The following is a 1,220-nucleotide window of genomic DNA, read 5'->3' on the forward strand; positions in this document are numbered from 1 at the left end:
CAAGCGCTTCGGCGACGAGGAAGTGCGCTTTCTCGAGTCGCTGTCCAGCCTGCTCGCCACCAGCTTGCAGCGCGTGCAGACCGAAGAGGCGCTCAACCACGCGCAGCGCCTGGAAAGCGTCGGCCAACTCACAGGCGGCATCGCGCACGACTTCAACAACCTGCTCACCGTCATCCAGGGCAACCTCCAGGTGCTGGAAGAATTGCCTGCGCTGGCGCAGGACAGCTATGCGCAGCAACTTCTGGGTGCCGCCATCCGCGCTTCGCGGCGCAGCGCCGAGCTCACCGGCAAGCTGCTGGCGTTTTCACGCCGACAGGTGCTGCAGCCGAGCGCTGTCGACACGCATGCGCTGCTGCACTCGCTGGCCGACATGCTGCGTCGKACGCTGGACCAGCGCATCCGCATCGAGATCGACACCGCACCGGGCTGTCCGCCCCTGGTGGCGGACCCCGGTCAGCTGGAATCCGCGCTGCTGAACATCGCCATCAATGCGCGCGACGCCATGCCCGAGGGCGGCACGCTGCGCTTTCGCACCGAGSTGTGCGGTGCGCTGCCGACGGCCCTGCRCGGCCAGCGCAAYGACCCGCACGGCGATGCCTCCGCGCGCTTCGTCGCGGTTTCCATCGCTGACAGCGGCACGGGTATGTCCGAGGAGGTGAAAGAGCGCGCCTTCGAGCCCTTCTTCACTACCAAGGAAGCCGGCCGTGGCACCGGCTTGGGCCTGAGCGCGGTGTACGGCTTCGTCAATCAGTCCCGGGGCGCAGTCTCGATCGACAGCAAGGTCGGACAGGGCACTACCGTGACGCTCTATCTGCCGCAGCTGGAAGAAGCCGCGGCCACGCCCATCGATGAGGATGAACTCACCGACGAAACAATTCCGCCCGGCCTGCGGGTGATGCTGGTCGAGGACGACGCAGACGTCCGCAAAGTCGTGCACRCCTTCCTGACCACGCTGGGCTGTGAAGTCTTCACCGCTGCCACGGCCGAGCAGGCGTTGTCGGCACTGGATGCAGGCGCCGGGCCCTTCGATCTGCTGCTGAGCGACATCGCCTTGGGCGCCGGCATGCGCGGCACGCGGCTCGCAACAGAGGTGCAGCAGCGCTTTSCGCAGCTGGCGGTGCTCTTGATGTCTGGCTTCTCGTCGGAATTGCTGGATGCCGACCGCGAAGTGCCGCAGAGCTGGGAACTGTTGCGCAAGCCCTATACGCGCTCCGAACTCG

Annotated in this window: 1 protein-coding gene; it reads left to right on the forward strand. The window is 66.6% G+C overall.

The features are described from left to right. Positions 1-1,220, forward strand: a 1,220-nt coding sequence (locus ASD05_RS17475) for an ATP-binding protein (RefSeq protein WP_157610173.1), incomplete at both ends; no start/stop codon positions are given.

The organism is Variovorax sp. Root434, from assembly GCF_001426595.1.
GTDB lineage: Bacteria > Pseudomonadota > Gammaproteobacteria > Burkholderiales > Burkholderiaceae_C > Variovorax.